This window comes from Mesorhizobium sp. BH1-1-5 (assembly GCF_020165615.1).
In the GTDB taxonomy this organism is placed as follows: Bacteria; Pseudomonadota; Alphaproteobacteria; order Rhizobiales; family Rhizobiaceae; genus Mesorhizobium.
Genome location: NZ_JAIUIM010000005.1, coordinates 70,129 through 87,197 on the forward strand (window position 1 = coordinate 70,129; position 17,069 = coordinate 87,197).

Genomic DNA, 17,069 nt, shown 5'->3' on the forward strand with positions numbered 1-17,069 from the left:
ATGTGCGGCAAAGTCAACGATGGGCAGCTAAAGGCACCACATTGTTGGGCTGCTTGGCGGTGGTCGCGAGGAACTTCTTGATGTTGCGCGCCGCCTGGCGGATCCGGTGCTCGTTCTCGACCAGCGCCACGCGCACATAGTCGTCGCCGTGCTCGCCGAAGCCGACGCCCGGCGCCACCGCGACATCCGCATGCTCGATGAGCAGCTTGGAGAATTCGAGCGATCCGAGATGGCGGAACGGCTCGGGGATGGGCGCCCAGGCGAACATCGAAGCCGCGGGCGCCGGAATGGTCCAGCCGGCGCGGCCGAAGGAATCGACCATCACGTCGCGCCGCTTGTGGTAGACGTCGCGCACCTCCTCGATGTCGGCGCCGTCGCCGTTCAGCGCATGCGCCGCCGCAACCTGGATCGGTGTGAACGCGCCATAGTCGAGGTATGATTTCACCCGCGTCAGCGCCGAAATCAGCCGCTCGTTGCCGACCGCGAAGCCCATGCGCCATCCGGGCATGGAAAAGGTCTTCGACATCGAGGTGAACTCGACACAGACATCCATCGCGCCCGGCACCTGCAGCACCGACGGCGGAGGGTTGCCGTCGAAATAGATCTCGGAATAGGCGAGATCGGACAGGATGATGATGTCGTTCTTCTTCGCGAAGGCGACCACGTCCTTGTAGAAGTCGAGCGAGGCGACAAGCGCCGTCGGGTTCGACGGATAGTTGAGGATCAGCGCCAGCGGCTTCGGGATCGAATGGCGGATGCCGCGCTCGACCGCCGGGATGAAGCCGTCATCGGGCTCGACCTGCAGTGAGCGGATCACCCCGCCCGACATGATGAAGCCGAAGGCATGGATCGGATAGGTCGGATTGGGGCACAGGATGACGTCGCCGGGCGCGGTGATCGCCTGCGCCATATTGGCGAAGCCCTCCTTCGAGCCAAGCGTCGCAACCACTTGCGTGTCGGGATTGAGCTTCACGCCGAAGCGGCGCTGGTAGTAATTCGCCTGGGCGCGGCGCAGGCCCGGAATGCCGCGCGAGGAGGAGTAGCGATGCGTGCGCGGATCGCGCACCACTTCGCACAATTTGTCGACGATGGCCTTCGGCGTCGGCAGGTCCGGATTGCCCATGCCAAGATCGATGATGTCGGCGCCACGCGAACGGGCGCTGGCCTTCAGCCGATTGACCTGCTCGAACACGTAAGGCGGAAGCCGGCGGACCTTGTGAAATTCTTCCATTGGAGTTCCAGACGATCGAAGGGGCGCTTTCGGCGCGCGATATAAACCTAATTGCAGCTAGGGTCGAGGGCGGGGTCGCATTTGCCCTCGATCTGCTTCAGCGTGTCGGCGCCATGCGTCTTGGCAAGCGTGTTGAGCGCCGCCGCATTCGCCGGTGCTTTGACTTTGCCGCCCTTGGCGACCTGCGCCTGCTCCTCGGCCTTGAGCTGGGCGAGGTTCGCGGCGGTCTCCTCCTTGGTGAATTGCTTGGCGGCCACCGGCGGCGCAACATTGAGATTGGGATAGGAGCCGGTATCCTTCGGACCTTCGCTCAAGGTCGTCGGCGCCGCATTGTTCGTGCCGGCGCTCGTGCAGCCGCCGGCGGGCAGCAGCACGCCGACCAGCCCCGCCACGACCGCCGTGCGGCAAATCGAACCCGGCCTGAGAAAAAAAGTCCCGCCAACATTAATCGTCATATTGTTTTCCTGGCAGCCGGGTTACAGCGAATTGGACCCGGTCAGATGTCCCATGGTAATATGTCAAGAAAACGCTCCGGGAGGAACCCCGCGAACCATGTCCAAACCTGACGATTCGGACAAAGCGGAAAATGGCGGACCTTCGGCCATTGAGCAATATCTGGTGAAGGATCCCGAGCGCTTCGCCTTGAACATGGCGCGCATGGTCGAGCAGGCCGGCAAGGCGGCTTCCGCCTGGGCCGAGCCGCGCGAGAAGGGTGAGGTGCGCGATCATGTCGCCGAGCCCGTCGTCGACATGGTCAAGACCTTCTCCAAGCTCTCGGAATACTGGCTGGGCGACCCGCAACGCGCGCTTGAAGCGCAGACGCGGCTCTTCGCCGGCTATATGACCGTCTGGGCGAACGCCATCCAGAAGGTCAATCCCAACGCCGAGACGCCGCAGGACGTGGTTCAGCCCGAGCGTGGCGACAAGCGCTTCCAGGACCCGGAATGGGGCCGCAATGCCTTCTTCGATTTCCTCAAGCAGGCCTATCTCGTCACGTCGCGCTGGGCGAACGAGTTGGTCGAGCATGCCGAGGGCCTGGACGAGCACACCCGCCACAAGGCGAGCTTCTACGTCAAGCAGGTGTCGAACGCGATCGCGCCGTCGAATTTCATCCTGACCAGTCCCGAACTCTTCCGCGAGACCGTCGCCTCGAATGGCGAGAACCTCGTGCGCGGCATGAAGATGCTGGCCGAGGACATCGCCGCCGGCCGCGGCGACCTGAAGCTGCGCCAGGCGGACTACACGCCCTTCGAAATCGGCAAGAACATCGCCACCACGCCCGGCAAGGTCGTCGGCCGCAGCGACGTCGCCGAGATCATCCAGTACGATCCGGTGACGGAAACGGTGCTAAAACGCCCGCTGCTGATCTGCCCGCCATGGATCAACAAATTCTATATTCTCGACCTCAACCCGCAGAAATCCTTCATCCGCTGGGCGATCGAGCAGGGCCACACCGTCTTCGTCATCTCCTGGATCAATCCGGACGAGCGCCACGGCGCCAAGGGCTGGGAAGCTTATATCCGCGAAGGCCTGCAATTCGGCCTCGACATGGTGGAGAAGGCCACCGGCGAAAAAGAAGTCAACGCCATCGGCTATTGCGTCGGCGGCACGCTGCTTGGCGCGGCCCTCGCCCTCTTGGCGCAGGAAGGCGACCACCGCATCAAATCGGCGACTTTCTTCACCACCCAGGTCGATTTCACTTATGCCGGCGACCTCAAGGTGTTCGTTGACGAGGACCAGGTCGCAGCCGTCGAGCGCTCGATGAGCGAGAAAGGCTATCTCGAAGGCACCAAGATGGCGACCGCCTTCAACATGCTGCGTTCGGGCGACCTGATCTGGCCCTATGTCATCAACAACTACATGCGCGGCAAGGAACCCCTGCCCTTCGATCTGCTCTACTGGAATTCCGATTCGACGCGCATGGCGGCGGCCAACCACTCCTTCTACCTGCGCAACTGCTATCTCGAGAACAATCTCTCGCGCGGCGGGATGGAGCTTGCCGGGCGCCTGGTCTCGCTGGCCGACATCACGATCCCCGTCTACAACCTTGCCACGAAAGAGGACCACATCGCGCCGGCGCTTTCGGTGTTCCTGGGCTCGCAGTTTTTCGGCGGCAACGTCGAGTATGTGATGGCGGGTTCTGGCCACATCGCCGGCGTCGTCAATCCGCCTGCCGCCAAGAAATACCAGTACTGGACCGGCGGCAAGCCGGTGGGCGACTTCAACGCGTGGCTTGCCGCGGCGCACGAGCATCCTGGCTCCTGGTGGACCCACTGGCAGCACTGGATCGAGGACCAGGACAGCATCCACGTACCCGCCCGCAAACCCGGCAAGCGTATGAAAACCTTGGGAGATGCGCCGGGCAGCTACGTCAAGGTGCGTGTGTAACGGACTGTAATGTCTGGTGAGTTGACGGGCCGCCAAAACAGGACGAAATGGTGGCGTCAATCGTTCGGCGGCCTCAAATCACCTTCCGACGCAGAATAATTTCGAGGCTTGCAGATTCGACACACGTCCCGTTTCCGGTTGGGAACAGGAGGGTTATCGCGGCACGGTGCTGGAGTGGCGTGGCGATAACGAACCGACCGGATACCGAGGGGGAATTTATTTTGAAATCAGCAGGTTGGCGTCTTGCACGAAGGGAAAGTCGCAGCATTGCGGCAGCGCTTTTTTCCGTGCTTTTAGCCTCCTGCACATCGACCGGCGACCCGACGATGTCGGTCGTTTCGCCCGCCTACAATTCAACCGCGGCCGAAATGAGCGCGACATCCAGCGCCAAGACCGCGACCGCGGCCGATTCGTCGCTGCAGGCATCGGCGCCTGCTGACCCGGCATCGACCGTGATGAGCGAAGGCGACACGCCTTTGCCCGAGAAGGTCGCCTATGTGCCGGAGACGCGGCCGCAAGCCGCCGCCTTCCCGGCCGTCGCCGTGCCGGCCGGCTCCGCCACGATCGCCGGCAGCACGCCGCAACCGCTGGTTCAGCAGGCGCAAACGGCGGATCAGACGCAAGGCGTCGCCCAGCAGGTCGCCGCCGGCGATGCCGCCGCCATTGCATCGAAGGCGCAGGCGACCACGCAGGCCATGAGCAACGGCGTTTATGTGACCGCGGGCGAGCCGGCGCAGCCGCAGATCGCCGCGCCGAAGAAGGGCCTGTTCGCTTCGCTGTTCAGCACCACCCCGGCTTCGGCAGCGCCAGCCCCCCTGATCACGCGCTCCGGCGACCAGTCCGCCGCGCAGGCCAAGACCACGCCACCGCCGGCCAAGCCGATCGTGACGCTGGCCTCGGCGACTCCGGCCGAGAAGCCGGTGCAACTGGCCTCGATCGACGACCCGGCCAATCACATCACCGGCGCCGATGCCCTCCCCGGTGTTCGCCAGACCGCGCTGTTCGAGATCAAGCGCAAGTCCGGCATCGACGACGAGAGCGACGTCGACCTCAACGAGGATGAGGGCGGCGGTGGCTCCTACCAGGTGGCCTCGGCCGCGGGCATGGCAAGGCTCGCGCCCAACGGCCTTCTGAAGCAGAACGAAAGCGTCGACGTCGCCTGCCTGAAGCCGTCGCTGGTGCGGGTGCTGAAGACGATCGAGGGCCATTTCGGCCGCAAGATGGTCGTCACCTCCGGCTATCGCGATCCCTCGCGCAACCGCCGCGCCAACGGCGCCAAGAACTCGCTGCACATGTACTGCGCCGCCGCCGACATCCAGGTGCCGGGCGTGTCGAAGTGGGAGCTGGCGAACTACGTCCGCACGATGCCGGGCCGCGGCGGCGTCGGCACCTATTGCCACACCGAATCCGTCCATGTCGACGTCGGCCCCGAGCGCGACTGGAACTGGCGCTGCCGTCGCCGCAGCGGCGGTGGCGAGGACGGCTGATACTCCCCGCCCCTTCGGCCGCATCCGCACGCACGTAACGCACTTTTTCCGTCTAAAGCCGCACGTTTCACGGCGCCGTGAAAAAAGTTGTCGCATGTGGCGGCAGATGGGTTGCCGGTTGGCAACAACGCAATTATAAGCCGCTTCGTCTGAGCGCGCCCATCGTCTAGCGGTTAGGACACCGCCCTTTCACGGCGGTAACAGGGGTTCGATTCCCCTTGGGCGTACCAGCTTTTTTCAAACGTTTAGCGGACATCAGAACGGATTTGTCCGATTTCCGGCAAATCGGGCTCGGAATCGAGCGCGCTCGACGTGGCAAGTTCAACAGCGGTGCGTTCAAACCTCAGGCTGATCCATGGTGCTGCACCAGCCGAGCCGGGGAAACCTGAGTCGCTTTAAAGTATTGGCCCGGGCTGCGATGCCTTTAGGGAGCGACGCAGGGTTCCAACCCGGCTACTTGCCCAAGGTTGCAGGCCGAGGGCATGCATCCATTGGCGATACCTAATTCATCTTGCAGCTATGCCGCGCGTCTCAACGAAGATTCTCCTGGTAGACGCACCTCCGCACACAAGGCATTGCGACCTAAGTGTTCGGCAATTTGGCGCCAAGGTCCCGACTATTGAGACATAGGTCTTACGAATAGGGTTGCGGAAGTCCCAAATATCAGCCTATTCTAATAGAACGAGGAATGTCAGCGGCCTAGGGGATAAGGGGGAGCTGCGCGATGTTTCGGGGGATACGTGCTTTTTGGAACGATCAGCGCGGTGTTGCCATGATTCTCGTGGCGATCATGTTGCCCGTGCTGATCGGTTTTGCTGTCCTGGCAGTCGATCTTACCAGGGCGAACGCGCTTCATAACGATCTGCAGAAGGGAGCCGACGCCTTCGCGCTGGCGATGGCCGGTGAGCTCGACGGTAGGTCGGATAGCATCACGCGGGCCGATCGAGCGTTGGCGACACTGATCATCGGCAACAAGTATCAGTTTGCCAGCGGTGCCGAGGTCGCCACTGTCCTTTCAAGCGCTGGTGTCAGCCGCCGCTACCTGCGCTCGCTGCCGGCCTCCGACGACACTGCCATTCGCGCCGCGGATGTCATCACCGACGAGGTGGGCGATGCGAAGAGCGCCATATTCGTCGAGATCACGGTCACGCCCGTCGGTTTCGACGCCATCTTCCCGGTTTCGATCCTGCAGGGAGGCGGATCTGGCTCCTTCACTCTCGGTGCAACAGCTGTCGCCGGTTTCAGCCAGTCGATTTGCGAAACCGTTCCGCTTTTCATGTGCAACCCGTTCGAGACCGACACCCCGGCGACCAGCAAGACGATCCAGCAGGCTTTCGCGTCGGGTGATACCTACAGCCGAGAGTTTCGTGTCCTCAAGGTCGACAGCAATCCCGGCCCAGGCAACTACGGACTGCTCAGCAACGGCCTGACATCGATACAGGAAGGGATGGCCAAAGGCACCGCGGGCATTTGCTATGATCGCAACTCCCTGATCACCAAAACCGGCGTCACCTTCGGTCAGGTCAATACCGGCCTGAATGTCCGTTTCGACATCTATCAGGGGTCGTTGAAGAACAACAGGGATCTTGACTATCGACCGGCGAGCAATGTTCGCAAGGGCGCCAGCCAAAAGAGCAACTGCAACAAGTACGATCTCGCGACGGATGGTTCAGCTCTGCCGCTGCCTCCGGGCACAGGCTACGATTCGCTGAAAGGCATGACCGCGCCGATAAGTGCCAATAGTTTCTGGAGCTCCTACTGGAGCGTTAATCACGGCACGACCTACCCCGGCACGGCGGTCAAAAGCCTGACATACCCGACCGGGGACACGACCAAACCGGCCTCTCGATACGATGTCTACATGTACGAGATCGCCAACGACAAGGTCAAAGACCAGTCGCCGAATCCATCGAAGGAAAAGGGCACGCCTTCGTGCTACAAGGGCGACCTCTCCAAAGCTGATCCGAGCCGTCGACTGATGAACTTGGCCATTATTGACTGCAAAGCGAACCAGGCGAAGCTCAACGGCCACACCCAGGTAAGGCCCGACGGCTACGCAAGCGTGTTCCTGATCGCTCCGATCCAGAAGCAGAACGCCAAGGATGAGGACGATCCGGAAGGCACCGGGGCAGAAAAGGCCATTAGCCTGGAGATCGTCGATGTTGACGGCCCGCTCGGCAACGGAACGCTCGACAAGGCGCTGCGCAATGAGGTGCAGCTCTATCGGTGATGCCGACAGCGCGTTTGCCTGTGCTTCAGTCGTAGCCCGCCCTCACCTCACCGTCGAGAGCATTCAGCGCACACCCGCAACGGCCGCGCTCGGGGCGGAAACGCAGCGTTAACGTCGTTGGCGGACCGCGGGAGCCGGCCTCGGCTCGAAAGTGTAAGGTTCTGTCGGCTCCCAGGCGTGGAGACGAGGATGAACGTGCTTCGGACAGCGCTGTTGTGCGTGGCAATGACCGGTCTGGCCGGGATGCAGCCCGCCCGCGCGGAGGATCAGCCTGCCCAGTCGAATGGCGATGCGGCGCAACAGCAGCCGGCCGTTCACTGCGAGGGGCAGAATTGCCTGCCGCCGAAGGACGACCCCGCCCTGGAATGCACGGGGCAGGATTGCACGCCGGCTCCAGCGACCGACCAGCCGGCAGGCCCGGAGATCAAGAAGGTCAAGTGAGCGGCAGCCGCGCTCTGTGGCGAACGGCATGCCGTTCATCGAGCCAGACTAGCGCAGGTTGACGATCAGAAAAGCCAGCGGCCATCCAGCAGCGAGATGCGCCGAGCGCCGATCAATCCGGCACCATCGGCGCCGGCTCTTCGCACCGATAAACCATGCACCGACCGTCGCTCGCCGGCACATAGTCGACCATCGGCACGTAAGGCGCATCGCACTCATTGCCGAACTGGCGGACATAACGCTCATATGTGTTCGCCCCGGTGGTCAGCACCACCGCATGCCGGCTCTGGATCAGCGCCTGGGTCTGCACACAGGTCATTTTGCGTGTGTCGGGCCTCGCATCGGCGAAATTTGTGGCGGCAATGATCATCGCTGCCGCGCAAAACGCAATCCTGCGTATGGGCATGGTGGCATCCTCGCAAAACATCGTATCGCCAAATTCGCTCTTGCGACGCAGCTGCGCAACAGCGGTGCGGTCACGATGCAGCGAGCAAAGCCTTGAAAAAGCGTTTGAAAGCCCGCGCCAACGGCCTGGAATTGCCCGAGGACGAACGGCGTCCGACGTCAGGCGGCTGCAAACACCACCGTCTGCAGCAGACCTCCTCCCGGCCTGTTCTCCAGCGTGATCGTGCCGCCGTAGCGCTCGATGATCTCCTTCGCGATCGCAAGCCCCAGCCCAGCGCCCGGAATGAATTGCGTGCGCGCCGGATCGACCCGGAAGAACGGCTCGAAGGCCTTGTTCAACAGGTCCGGCGGAATGCCGGGGCCGCGGTCGGCGATGGTGAGGACCGCTTGGCCGCCCCGCCCCGCAAGCGCGACGCTGCAGCTCTTGCCATGCGTGGCGGCGTTGACGATCAGGTTGCGCAGCGCCCGGCGCAGGCCAAGCGCGCCGGCTCTGACCGACACAGGATCGAGATGGTCGATCGTCACCGCATGGCCGAGCGACATCATCTCGACCTCGATATCGCGGACCAGCCTGTCCAGTTCCAGCGCCTCGACCGCGTCCTGGTTGACCTCCTCGCGCACCAGGCGGATGGCGCTGTCGGCGATACGGTCGAGTTCATCCAGGTCGCTCAGCCATTTCTCGCGGTCCTCCTCAAGGAACTCGGCACGGAGCCGCATCCTGGTCATCGGGGTCCTGAGATCGTGGCCGGCCGCCGCCACCAGCCGCATGCGGCTTTCCATCGCCGTCTTCAGTCTTGCCGACAGCTCGTTGAGCGCATGGGCGGTGGCCCTCACCTCGGCCGAGCCTTTCTCCGGCAAAGTCGCCAGCATGCCGTCCGAGCCGATCTTGCTGACAGCGGCTTCGAGCATTTCGAGCGGCCGCACCAGCACACCGGTGAAATAGATCGACACCGGCGTCGCCCCGAGCACGATCAACGCCATCCAGCCCGCCAGCCCGTACCAGACATCGCGCGGCGGGCCGAGATCGGGAACGTCGACGATCATCCAGCGGTGGTCGGGCAGTTCGACCGAAGCGACCATTCCCGGCCTGCCCGCATTGCGGCTGACCACGGCCGAAACATTCAGCCCGTCATGGCGCAGGATCTCGTTCAACACCCTAGTGTGCTTGCGATCCTCGAAGCCGTCGGCCGGGCGATCCTTTACGATGACGGGCGCCTCGCTTGAATTCGGCGCATGGCCGGGAGCCAGTTGCACCATGTACTGGATCTGGTGGGCAAGCGGGCCCATGATCAGTTCGGGCGATGGTCCGCCGAGCACCTTGACCGCGACGAAGGTGGCGAGCCCGACCACGCCGAGGATCGACACGACGAGCAGGATGATCAGCCGCCGGCGCAGCGAAGTCATGTTTCGGTCCCCGCTGCCGGGACCCGGTACTCAGTCGTCTCGACGCGCGCGGTCAGTTGATAGCCGCCATTGCGCACGGTCTTGAACAGAGCCGCCTCGCCCGCTTCGGTAAACTTCTTTCGCAGCCGGCTCATCAGCACATCGACGGAACGCTCGAGCGGATCGCGTTCACGCCCTTGCGTCAGGTCGAGCAGCTGGTCGCGTGACAGCAGCCGGCCGGGCCGGTCGAGAAAAACCTGCAGCAGGTCGAACTCGGCGCCGGTCAGGTCGATCAGGGCGCCATCGGCGTCGATCACCTTGCGCGTATCCGGCTCCAGCCGGTAACCGGCGAAACGATAGACGCGAACCTTGGGCGGGGCGGCCTCCTCGGGCGCCGAACGCCTGAGCACGGCGCGGATGCGGGCCGAGAGCTCGCGCGGATTGAACGGCTTGCCGAGATAATCGTCGGCGCCGAGCTCCAGCCCGATGATGCGGTCGACATCTTCCTTCAGCGCCGTCAGCAGGATGACGGGGATGTGCGGCTTGCGATCGCGCAAGCTCCGGCAGATGTCGAGACCGGAGCCGTCCGGCAGCATGACGTCGAGCACGATCAGGTCGAACTGGCCTGAGCCGAGCTTCTGCTCGCATTCGCGCCTGTCCGCCGCCACCGACACGCGAAAGCCTTGCCCGTCGAGATAGCGCCCGAGCAGCGTCCTGATCTCGCGATCGTCGTCGACGACTAGGATGTGGGGTTGTGCCTGCATTCTTCGCCCGCTTGCCTTTTCGTCCGTGATTATAGGGAGCGACGCCGCCAAGCGGCATGGAAAATTGCAACGGAACGTTTCCACGACGACGCCGGAAACATTCGGAAACAAATCTCCTTTTTCCGGAAACCTTCGGCAACGCGCCGAAGCAATGCGGCAAAAGACGCTTCCTATCCTCCCTGGCATCCGAAGCATGCAGGAAAGGATCATGTCATGCGAAGCAGATTTCTGGCGCTTGGCCTCTTCTCGGTCGCGGCCATCCACCCCGTGTTCGCCGCGCAACCGGAACCGGGCGCAGCACCCAGCGACGAGCCGCCGGCAATCGGCCGGCAGGACGATGCAGGTCCCGGCCCGATGAAGCCGTGGCATGATCAGCACTGGGCGATGCGGCATGGAGCGGAGGATTTCGGCCCGCGGCCCGAAATGCTCGCGGCGCACCTTTCGTTGCTCGAGACCCGGATCGGCATCCGCTCCGAGCAGCTTGACGCCTGGCGCGACTATACCAGCGCGCTGCAAGCGGTGCTGGCGCCGCCGCCGCGGCCCGATTTCGGACAGGCCGGCCGCGGACCGGACGATGCTGCCGGCGGCAAGCCGGACCAGGCAACGCGCGACCCTTTCGCCTTCCAGGAAAGGCTGGCCGACGAGGTGACCAAGCGCGCCGCCTCCGCCGCCAAGCTCAAGGACGCCATTGAGGCGCTACGCGCCAAGCTGACGCCCGAGCAGCTCGAAATACTTGCTTCGGCGGATTGGCCGCACGGCCCGCCCCCCGGTCCATGGGGTGATCCGCCGGATGCAGCCGGTCCCAGAGGTCTGCCTGATCACGGCGGACAGCTCCCCCCACCCCTACCCTGGAATGGCGAGCAACTCTGACCGGCTGCGCCGGCCGGCTCCCCTGACCCACCCGTTCAAGGGCCGGCCGGTACTTTTTTTGCGAATTGGCGGACGCCCCCGCGCGTCCGCCAGCAAGCATGGAACGCATTATGATGTGGGAAGCCCTGATGATGCTGCGGCTGCTTGCCTCCGTGGGCTCGCCTCTGACGATCCGCCCCGGCGCCAGTGCCACGCAGCGGATCCTGTCGAAGCAGGTGCTCAAGGGGGCGATCCGGCTGAGCTTCGCCGCCTACCGCCTGTCGCTTCCGATCTCGCCATCGAACACCGAAAATCATGACCGGAAAATTGCGTAAAAGCCATCTTCTCCTCGTCGCCGTACTGGTCGCGGCCGGCGTCGCCGCGATGCTGAAGGCCTATGGCCGCGGGGCGCCGGAGCCGGAGGTCGGGAAAGCCGCGCCTGCTCAGGCCGCCACGCTCACCGTTTCAGTGGAGCGGGTCCGTCCCGAGGCGATCACGTCCTCCGTCAGCGCCACCGGCACGGTGGCCGCTTGGCAGGAAGCGACGATCGGCGCGGAAGAGAGCGGCCTGCGCCTGGCCGAGGTCCTGACGGCCGAGGGCGACCATGTAAGGGCCGGCGATGTCGTCGCCCGGTTGGACGACTCGCTTCTCAAGGCCCAGCTTGCCGAGCAGAAGGCAGCCGTCGCCCAGGCGCAGGCGACGCTCGACTCCGCGCTGTCGGCCGCCGCGCGCGCCGACAAGCTGTTGGCCAGCAACGCCGTCAGCACGGAGACCGCCGAGGAAAAGGCGACCGCCGTCAAGACCGGCAGGGCCGGCGTCGACCAGGCCGAAGCCGCCGCCGAGCGGCTGCAGGCCCAACTCGACAGGACGACCATCCGCGCCCCCTTTGATGGCGTCGTCTCCAGCAAGCCGGCCGTGGCTGGCTCCATCGTCCAGGCCAGCACCGAGCTGATGAAGATCATCCGCGACGGCAAGTTGGAGGTCGGCGTCCTCGTCCCTGAAAAGGATCTGGCGGCGATCTCGGTCGGTCAGGCGGCGAAGATCGTCGACGCGTCCGGTCGCGCCTTTTCCGGCAGCGTTTCCCAGATAGCCGAGACGGTCAACGCGACGACGCGTCTCGCCACCGTCTATGTCGCGGTCGGTGAAGGCTCGGGCCTGAAGCCTGGCATGTTTGCCCGCGTCACCATCGAGACGGCGGCGTCCCGGCAACTCGCCGTCGCCGAGACGGCCCTGGTCTGGCATGACGGCAAGCCGGCCGTGTTCGTCGTCGACGATCAAGGCAAGGTCAGCGCGCGTCCCGTCGCCACCGGCACGCGCCAGAATGGCCGCGTCGCCATCCAACGCGGCTTGTCGGAAGGCCTCTCCGTCGTCGTCGCCGGCGCTGGCTTCCTCAACGACGGCAACCTCGTACGCGTCGCTGCCGGCGAAGCGACGGCCGATGCCGCAAGCACGGCGGAGCGGGCACAATGAATGCCATCTCCTCCTGGTCGATCCGCAATCCGGTTCCGACCATCGTGCTATTCCTGTCGCTCGCGATCGCCGGCGTCTACGGCTTCATGCATCTGCGCACCAACAACATGCCCGACATCGACCTGCCGACCGTCACAGTCACGGTGGCGCAGCCGGGCGCGGCGCCGAGCGAAATGGAAGTCCAGGTGGCGCGCGTCATCGAGAACGCGGTCGCGACCCTCGAAGGCGTCGACGACGTCTCGACCTCGATCAGCGAGGGCTCGTCCGTCACCACGGTCGAGTTCACCCTCGGCACCGACCCGGAGACCGCCACCAACGATGTCCGCAACGCCGTTTCCGGCGTGCAGTCCAGCCTGCCTGCCACCGCGCAGACGCCGGTCGTGGCGAAGGTCAACGCAACCGGCAATTCGGTGCTGACCTTTGTCGTCGAGGCGCCGACCATGTCGCCCGATCAACTAAGCTGGTACATCGACAACGACGTCGCTAAGGTCCTGCTCGGTGTCGACGGCGTCTCCAAGATCACCCGTTCCGGCGGCGTCGACCGGGTCATCCGCGTCGAGCTCGACCCCGACCGCCTTGCGGCGCTCGGCATCAGCGCCGGCGATGTCAGCCAGACGCTCGCCTCCAACAACGTCAACCAGCCGGGCGGCCGCGCCAATATCGGCGGCCAGGAGCAGTCGGTGCGCACGCTCGCCAGCGCCACGACGCTCGAGGCGCTGGCCGATACCCGCATCGCGCTCAATGGTGCCGGCGACGTCAAGCTCTCCGACCTCGGCACCGTCGTCGACAGCTGGGAGAAGCCGCGCCAGGCCGCCTATCTCGACGGCAGGCAGGTCGTCGCCTTCAACGTCTACAGATCGGTCGGCTCGAGCGAAATCGATGTGGTCAAGGCCGCCCGCGCCGCGATCGCCGACATGGGCGCGAAGACCACGAAGGCAAGGTTCACCGAAGTCACCTCCTCGTCTGGCTTCGTCCAAGAAAGCTATGACGCCGCCCTCGAGGCGCTCTGGCTCGGCGCCCTGCTCGCCATCGGCGTGGTCTGGCTGTTCCTACGCGACATCAGGGCGACGCTGGTGTCGGCGGTGGCAATGCCGCTGTCGCTGGTCCCGACCTTCGCGGTGATGGCGGCCTTCGACATCTCGCTCAACAACATCACCTTGCTGGCGCTGTCGCTAGTGGTCGGCATCCTCGTCGACGACGCGATCGTCGAGATCGAGAACATCGTGCGCCACATGCGCCAGACCGGCGTCAGCGCCTACCAGGCGGCAATCGAAGCTGCGGACGAGATCGGGCTGGCCGTGGTGGCGACCACCGCCACCATCGTCGCCGTGTTCCTGCCCGTGGCCTTCATGCCCGGCATTCCCGGCAAGTTCTTCTTCTCCTTTGCCGTCGCCGTCTGCGTGTCGGTGCTGTTTTCGCTGCTGGTGGCGCGCATGCTCACCCCGCTGATGGGCGCCTATCTGGTGCGTGCCGGCGGCCATGACGAGGACGACCTGCCAGCCTGGGTGCCGACCTATCTCTGGCTGCTGCGCAAGGCGCTCGACCACCGCTGGATCACGCTATTGGCCGGCATCGCCTTCTTCGCCGGCTCGATGGCGCTGGCAACGAAGCTGCCGACCGAATTCATGGCGGCGGCCGATCGCGGCCGCTCGATGATCTCGGTCGAGCTGCAGCCCGGTTCGACCATCGAGCAGACTACGGCGGTGGTGCAGGAGATCACCAAGCGGCTCGAGCAGGAGCCGGCCGTCGACGGCGTGTTCGCCACCATCGGCACGGCCGTCTCGTCGGGTGGCGGGCCGAACCAGGGCTCGAGCTCGGCCGAGGTGCGCACCGCGACCATCACGGTCAACCTCAAGCCGCGCGCCGAACGCAGCATGAGCCAGCAGCAGTTCGAGGCCGAGGCTTCGCCGAAGCTCAACGGCATCCCCGGCGCCCGCATCCAGTTTGGCGCCGACGGCTTCGCCGGCGCCAAGGTGTCGATCACGCTGGTCGGCGACGACGGCGCGGCGCTCGAGAAGGCGAGCAACGCGCTGATCGAGGAGATGAAATCCGTGCCGGGCCTCATCAACCCGACCTCGACGGCCGCAACCACCAAGCCCGAGCTGATCGTGCGGCCCGACAGCGCCAAGGCTGCCGAGCTTGGCGTCACGCCGACCGAGATCGCCGCGACAGTGAAGATCGCCACCATCGGCGACACCGACACCAGCTTGGCGAAATACAATCTCGGCGACCGCCAGGTGTCGATCGTCGTCACCTTGCCCGACGGAGCCATCGACGACCCGGCCAAGCTTGCCGTCCTGCCACTGGCCGGCAGCAAGGGCACGGTGCCGCTCGGCGCCGTCGCCGACATCGGCTTCAATGCCGGGCCGAACAGCATCACGCGTGTCGACCGCAGCCGCAGCGCGACGATAGAGGCCGATCTCTCGGGCCTGACGCTTGGCCAGGCGACGACCGCCATTCGCGCGCTGCCGATCATGGAAAGCCTGCCCCAAGGCGTGCACGAGCTGGCGCGCGGCGATGCCCAGCGCATGCAGGAGCTGTTTTCCGGCTTCGCCACCGCGATCGCCGCCGGCATCATCCTGATGTACTTGACGCTGGTGCTGCTCTTCCGCAGCTTCGTGCAGCCGGTGACCATCCTGGTGGCGTTGCCGCTGTCGGTCGGCGGCGCGCTCGGCTTCCTTCTGGTCACCGGCAAGGCACTTGGCATCTCGCCTTTGATCGGCATACTGATGCTGATGGGCATCGCGGCCAAGAACTCGATCCTGCTCGTCGAATATGCCCTGGTCGCCGAGAAGGAGCATGGCATGAGCCGCTTCGAGGCACTGCTCGACGCCGCCCGCAAGCGCGCCCGGCCCATCGTCATGACATCGATCGCCATGGGCGCCGGCATGCTGCCGATCGCGCTTGGCATCGGCGCCGACGCCGAGACCCGGGCGCCGATGGCGATCGCCGTGATCGGCGGGCTCCTCTCCTCGACCGTGCTCAGCCTCGTCTACGTGCCGGTGATCTACACCTTCATGGACGACATCCAGAGCTTCCTCGCCCGCCATCTCGGCAAGCTGTTGGTCGAAGCCCCCGGCGCGGCCGGCCAGGCGAGAACCGCAACTCCAGGGAAAGATCCAACCAATGCATACCCAACCTGATCGTTCTCCGTCGCTGGCGAGGCCGCGCCGCCTGTCTCCCTGGGCAGGAATACTGTGCGCCACGCTTCTCCTGGCGGCCTGCTCGCAGGAAAAGAGCCAGGTGCCGCCCGGCATGGGCGGCGTCGGCAGGCCCGAGGTCGGCGTCGTCACGCTGCATCCGCAATCGGTCGCGATCACCGCCGAGCTGCCCGGTCGCACCGCCGCCTCGCTCGTCGCCGAGGTGCGCCCGCAGGTCGACGGCATCATCCAGCAGCGCCTGTTCCAGGAAGGCGCCGAGGTGGTGGCGGGACAGCCGCTCTACCTCATCGATCCGGCGAGCTATCAGGCCGCCTATGACAGCGCCGTCGCCACGCAGCAGAAGGCGGAAGCCGCCGTCCCCACCGCGCAGGCGAAGTTCGACCGCTATTCCGGGCTGCTGAAGCAGAACGTGGTCTCGAAGCAGGATTACGACGATGCCGCCGCGACGCTGGCGCAGGCCCAGGCCGACGTCGCTTCGGCCAAGGCCAGCGTCGAGACCGCCAAGATCAGCCTCAACCGCACCTCGATCACCGCGCCGATCGCCGGCCGGATCGACAAATCGACATTGACGCCGGGTGCGCTGGTCACGGCCAACCAGGAAACGGTGCTGACCACTATTCGCTCGCTCGACCCGATCAATGTCGACGTCACGCAGTCCAGCACCAACCTGCTCAACCTGCGCCAGGCGATCAACGAAGGCAGGCTGAAGTTCAGCGGGCCCAATGTCAGCGTCAAGCTGAAGCTCGACAACGGCACCATCTATGCGCAGAACGGCAAGCTGGAATTCGCCGGCGCCAATGTCGACCAGTCCACCGGCACCTTCGCGCTCAGAGCCCAGTTCCCCAATCCCGACCGGCTGCTCTTACCCGGCATGTATGTGCGCGCCATCGTCGAGGAAGGTGTCGCCCAGAACAGCTTCCTTGTGCCGCAGCGCGGCGTCACCCGCGATCCCAAGGGCCAGGCGACGGCCATGGTCGTCAACGCCCAGGGCAAGGTCGAGCAGCGGACGCTCAGCGTGCGCAACAGTGTCGGCAACAACTGGCTGGTCGATTCCGGCATCAGCGATGGCGACCGCGTCATCGTCGAGGGTTTGCAGCTGGTGCGCGCCGGCGGCGATGCAACCGCCGCCGAGGTGACGATCGACGAGACGACCGGCGAGATCAAGGACCGCGAGCAGAGCTCCGCCTCGGCCGCCCCCGCAGGCGGCAACGCCGCCGGCGCCGCAAAGCAACCAGCCTCTGGCGCAACCGGGAACTGAGC

At 64.9% G+C, this 17,069-nt stretch carries 14 protein-coding genes and 1 tRNA gene; 10 read left to right on the top strand and 5 right to left on the bottom strand.

Annotated elements, in window-relative coordinates:
- Positions 1-13: 13 nt before the first annotated feature.
- Together LB572_RS08340 and LB572_RS08345 are read right to left on the bottom strand one after the other, a co-directional pair.
- Positions 14-1,231, bottom strand: a complete 1,218-nt coding sequence (locus tag LB572_RS08340) for an LL-diaminopimelate aminotransferase (protein ID WP_224667391.1) — start codon at positions 1,229-1,231, stop codon at positions 14-16.
- 47 nt (positions 1,232-1,278) lie between these two features.
- Positions 1,279-1,686, bottom strand: coding sequence for a hypothetical protein (locus LB572_RS08345; RefSeq protein WP_181179754.1), 408 nt, complete (start codon positions 1,684-1,686; stop codon positions 1,279-1,281).
- Positions 1,687-1,783: 97 nt separating this feature from the next.
- Between LB572_RS08345 and phaC the strand changes: the two genes are divergently transcribed.
- The 5 genes from phaC (at position 1,784) to LB572_RS08370 (ending at position 7,777) form a co-directional block, all read left to right on the top strand.
- Positions 1,784-3,619 (top strand): class I poly(R)-hydroxyalkanoic acid synthase, encoded by a 1,836-nt coding sequence (phaC, locus tag LB572_RS08350; RefSeq protein WP_224667392.1) that lies wholly within the window; start codon positions 1,784-1,786, stop codon positions 3,617-3,619.
- A gap of 326 nt (positions 3,620-3,945) precedes the next feature.
- The gene (locus LB572_RS08355) at positions 3,946-5,106 is read left to right on the top strand and encodes a YcbK family protein (RefSeq protein ID WP_224667393.1); all 1,161 of its coding nucleotides are present in this window, start codon (positions 3,946-3,948) and stop codon (positions 5,104-5,106) included.
- Between the two features lie 155 nt (positions 5,107-5,261).
- Positions 5,262-5,336: transfer RNA gene (locus tag LB572_RS08360), tRNA-Glu, on the top strand.
- Positions 5,337-5,830: 494 nt separating this feature from the next.
- Complete coding sequence (locus LB572_RS08365) at positions 5,831-7,336, top strand: TadE/TadG family type IV pilus assembly protein (RefSeq protein ID WP_224667394.1); 1,506 nt, start codon at positions 5,831-5,833, stop codon at positions 7,334-7,336.
- 189 nt (positions 7,337-7,525) lie between these two features.
- Complete coding sequence (locus LB572_RS08370) at positions 7,526-7,777, top strand: hypothetical protein (protein ID WP_140807712.1); 252 nt, start codon at positions 7,526-7,528, stop codon at positions 7,775-7,777.
- Positions 7,778-7,889: 112 nt separating this feature from the next.
- Here the strand turns inward: LB572_RS08370 and LB572_RS08375 are convergent, their stop codons facing one another.
- The 3 genes from LB572_RS08375 to LB572_RS08385 all read right to left on the bottom strand — a co-directional run bounded on the left by LB572_RS08375 (position 7,890) and on the right by LB572_RS08385 (position 10,329).
- On the bottom strand, positions 7,890-8,183 hold the full coding sequence (locus tag LB572_RS08375; RefSeq protein ID WP_224667395.1) for a hypothetical protein: 294 nt from the start codon (positions 8,181-8,183) through the stop codon (positions 7,890-7,892).
- Between the two features lie 158 nt (positions 8,184-8,341).
- Positions 8,342-9,586 (bottom strand): ATP-binding protein, encoded by a 1,245-nt coding sequence (locus LB572_RS08380; RefSeq protein ID WP_224667396.1) that lies wholly within the window; start codon positions 9,584-9,586, stop codon positions 8,342-8,344.
- Complete coding sequence (locus LB572_RS08385) at positions 9,583-10,329, bottom strand: response regulator (protein WP_140807714.1); 747 nt, start codon at positions 10,327-10,329, stop codon at positions 9,583-9,585. Before LB572_RS08385 ends, LB572_RS08380 begins: the two co-directional genes overlap by 4 nt.
- Before the next feature lie 213 nt (positions 10,330-10,542).
- On the opposite strand from LB572_RS08385, the gene LB572_RS08390 reads away from it, so the two are divergent.
- From LB572_RS08390 to LB572_RS08410, 5 genes are all read left to right on the top strand, one after another.
- Positions 10,543-11,199: a hypothetical protein gene (locus LB572_RS08390; RefSeq protein ID WP_224667397.1), complete on the top strand. Its 657-nt coding sequence runs from the start codon at positions 10,543-10,545 to the stop codon at positions 11,197-11,199.
- A 128-nt stretch (positions 11,200-11,327) separates the two neighbouring features.
- The gene (locus tag LB572_RS08395; protein ID WP_224667398.1) at positions 11,328-11,513 is read left to right on the top strand and encodes a hypothetical protein; all 186 of its coding nucleotides are present in this window, start codon (positions 11,328-11,330) and stop codon (positions 11,511-11,513) included.
- Positions 11,506-12,648, top strand: coding sequence for an efflux RND transporter periplasmic adaptor subunit (locus tag LB572_RS08400; protein WP_224667399.1), 1,143 nt, complete (start codon positions 11,506-11,508; stop codon positions 12,646-12,648). Before LB572_RS08395 ends, LB572_RS08400 begins: the two co-directional genes overlap by 8 nt.
- Positions 12,645-15,791 carry an efflux RND transporter permease subunit gene (locus tag LB572_RS08405; protein WP_224667400.1) on the top strand — a complete coding sequence of 1,049 codons (3,147 nt, stop codon included), beginning with the start codon at positions 12,645-12,647 and terminating at the stop codon, positions 15,789-15,791. The genes LB572_RS08400 and LB572_RS08405 overlap by 4 nt, the downstream gene beginning before the upstream one ends.
- On the top strand, positions 15,775-17,067 hold the full coding sequence (locus LB572_RS08410) for an efflux RND transporter periplasmic adaptor subunit (protein WP_140808365.1): 1,293 nt from the start codon (positions 15,775-15,777) through the stop codon (positions 17,065-17,067). Before LB572_RS08405 ends, LB572_RS08410 begins: the two co-directional genes overlap by 17 nt.
- Positions 17,068-17,069: the final 2 nt, after the last annotated feature.

Bases quoted from the DNA above. Each gene is read 5' to 3' on its own strand.
- LB572_RS08410 (WP_140808365.1), top strand. From the start codon at position 15,775: ATGCATACCCAACCTGATCGTTCTCCGTCGCTGGCGAGGCCGCGCCGC.
- LB572_RS08345 (WP_181179754.1), bottom strand. From the start codon at position 1,686: ATGACGATTAATGTTGGCGGGACTTTTTTTCTCAGGCCGGGTTCGATT.
- LB572_RS08375 (WP_224667395.1), bottom strand. From the start codon at position 8,183: ATGCCCATACGCAGGATTGCGTTTTGCGCGGCAGCGATGATCATTGCC.
- LB572_RS08340 (WP_224667391.1), bottom strand. From the start codon at position 1,231: ATGGAAGAATTTCACAAGGTCCGCCGGCTTCCGCCTTACGTGTTCGAG.
- LB572_RS08355 (WP_224667393.1), top strand. From the start codon at position 3,946: ATGTCGGTCGTTTCGCCCGCCTACAATTCAACCGCGGCCGAAATGAGC.
- LB572_RS08385 (WP_140807714.1), bottom strand. From the start codon at position 10,329: ATGCAGGCACAACCCCACATCCTAGTCGTCGACGACGATCGCGAGATC.
- LB572_RS08370 (WP_140807712.1), top strand. From the start codon at position 7,526: ATGAACGTGCTTCGGACAGCGCTGTTGTGCGTGGCAATGACCGGTCTG.
- LB572_RS08405 (WP_224667400.1), top strand. From the start codon at position 12,645: ATGAATGCCATCTCCTCCTGGTCGATCCGCAATCCGGTTCCGACCATC.
- LB572_RS08395 (WP_224667398.1), top strand. From the start codon at position 11,328: ATGATGCTGCGGCTGCTTGCCTCCGTGGGCTCGCCTCTGACGATCCGC.
- LB572_RS08380 (WP_224667396.1), bottom strand. From the start codon at position 9,586: ATGACTTCGCTGCGCCGGCGGCTGATCATCCTGCTCGTCGTGTCGATC.
- phaC (WP_224667392.1), top strand. From the start codon at position 1,784: ATGTCCAAACCTGACGATTCGGACAAAGCGGAAAATGGCGGACCTTCG.
- LB572_RS08365 (WP_224667394.1), top strand. From the start codon at position 5,831: ATGTTTCGGGGGATACGTGCTTTTTGGAACGATCAGCGCGGTGTTGCC.
- LB572_RS08390 (WP_224667397.1), top strand. From the start codon at position 10,543: ATGCGAAGCAGATTTCTGGCGCTTGGCCTCTTCTCGGTCGCGGCCATC.